This window comes from Nocardiopsis sp. TNDT3 (assembly GCF_003427465.1).
Lineage (GTDB): Bacteria > Actinomycetota > Actinomycetes > Streptosporangiales > Streptosporangiaceae > Nocardiopsis > Nocardiopsis dassonvillei.
In genome coordinates this window covers 1-1,320 of the sequence record NZ_QPFC01000033.1, presented here as the reverse complement: position 1 = coordinate 1,320, position 1,320 = coordinate 1, and the positions used below count along the sequence as shown (strand labels likewise).

The window sequence follows — 1,320 nt, the reverse complement described above, 5'->3', positions numbered from 1 at the left end:
GGTGGCCGCCCTCGCGGGTGAGGGCCAGGGCGCCGTCCTCGGCGAGGTCGAACTCGGCGCCCAGCCCGATGAGCCAGCGCAGGGCGTCGGGGCCCTCGGCGGCCAGGACGTTGACGGCGTGGGGGTCGGACAGGCCCGCCCCCGCCAGGTGGGTGTCGACCATGTGGGCGACGGGCCCGTCCTCGGGCGCCATGGCGGCGGCGATCCCGCCCTGGGCGTAGGCGGTGGAGCCGGTGGACAGGCGGTCCTTGGTGACGAGCACGACCCGGCCGCGTTCGGTGCGCTGGACGTAGCGCAGCGCGGTGCTCAGACCGGCGATGCCCGAGCCGACGACCGCCACGTCGGCCTCGATCGTCCACCCCGGTTCGGGGGCGTCGAGCCGCGTCTGGAGGGGTGTGCTCATCCGTGTTCTCTCTTCCGGGGTGCCGCCGGTACGCGGCGCTGGTGTGCGGGGGATCCGGCCCACCCCTGGGACGCGGGGCGGGGTCGGCCTAGAGGGTCAGGGACACGTTGTCGATGAGCCGGGTCGCGCCCACGCGGGCGGCGACGGCCAGGACGGCCTCGCCCGTGTGGTCGGCGGGGACGTCGGCGAAGGTGGCGGGGTCCACCAACGCGAGGTAGTCGAGTTCGACGGGGGGTTCGGCCCCGGCCGCGTCGTCCAGGACGGCCCGGGCCGCGGCGCGGACGGCGTCGGGGCCCCCCGGGACGGCGGCGCGGCCCGCCTCCAGGGCGCGGGACAGGGACAGGGCACTGGTGCGCTCGGCCCCGGAGAGGTAGACGTTGCGGCTGGAGGTGGCCAGGCCGTCGGGGTCGCGCAGGGTGGGCGCGCCGACGATCTCCACGGGCATGTTGAGGTCGGCGGCCATGCGGCGGACCACGGCGAGCTGCTGGGCGTCCTTGCTGCCGAAGACCGCGAGGTCCGGGCCGACCAGGTGCAGGAGCTTGCTGACCACGGTGAGCACGCCGGTGAAGAACCCGGGGCGGGAGGCGCCCTCCAGCCGGTCGCCCATCGCGCCCGCGTGGACGGTGACCGTCTGCTCGGCGGGGTACATGGTGTCGACTCCGGGGGCGAAGACCACGTCGACGCCCTCCTCCGCGCACACGGCGGTGTCGGTGTCCAGGGTGCGCGGGTAGCGGTCGAAGTCCTCGTTGGGCCCGAACTGGAGCGGGTTGACGAAGACGCTGACGACCACGGTGTCGGCGCGCTCGCGGGCCAGGCGCATGAGGCTGCGGTGGCCCTCGTGCAGGGCGCCCATGGTGGGGACGAGGGCGACGCGCCCGGCGCCCGTGAGGGCGCGGCGCAGCTCGTCGGGCGTGTGC

Annotated in this window: 2 protein-coding genes; both read right to left on the bottom strand. The window is 75.9% G+C overall.

The window, feature by feature from the left end:
- Positions 1-403, bottom strand: a 403-nt coding sequence (locus DQW06_RS00870; RefSeq protein WP_117197787.1) for an FAD-dependent oxidoreductase, incomplete at its 3' end; no start/stop codon positions are given.
- 88 nt (positions 404-491) lie between these two features.
- Positions 492-1,320 (bottom strand): pantoate--beta-alanine ligase (panC, locus tag DQW06_RS00865; protein ID WP_117197786.1); only part of this gene is annotated, 829 nt, incomplete at its 5' end.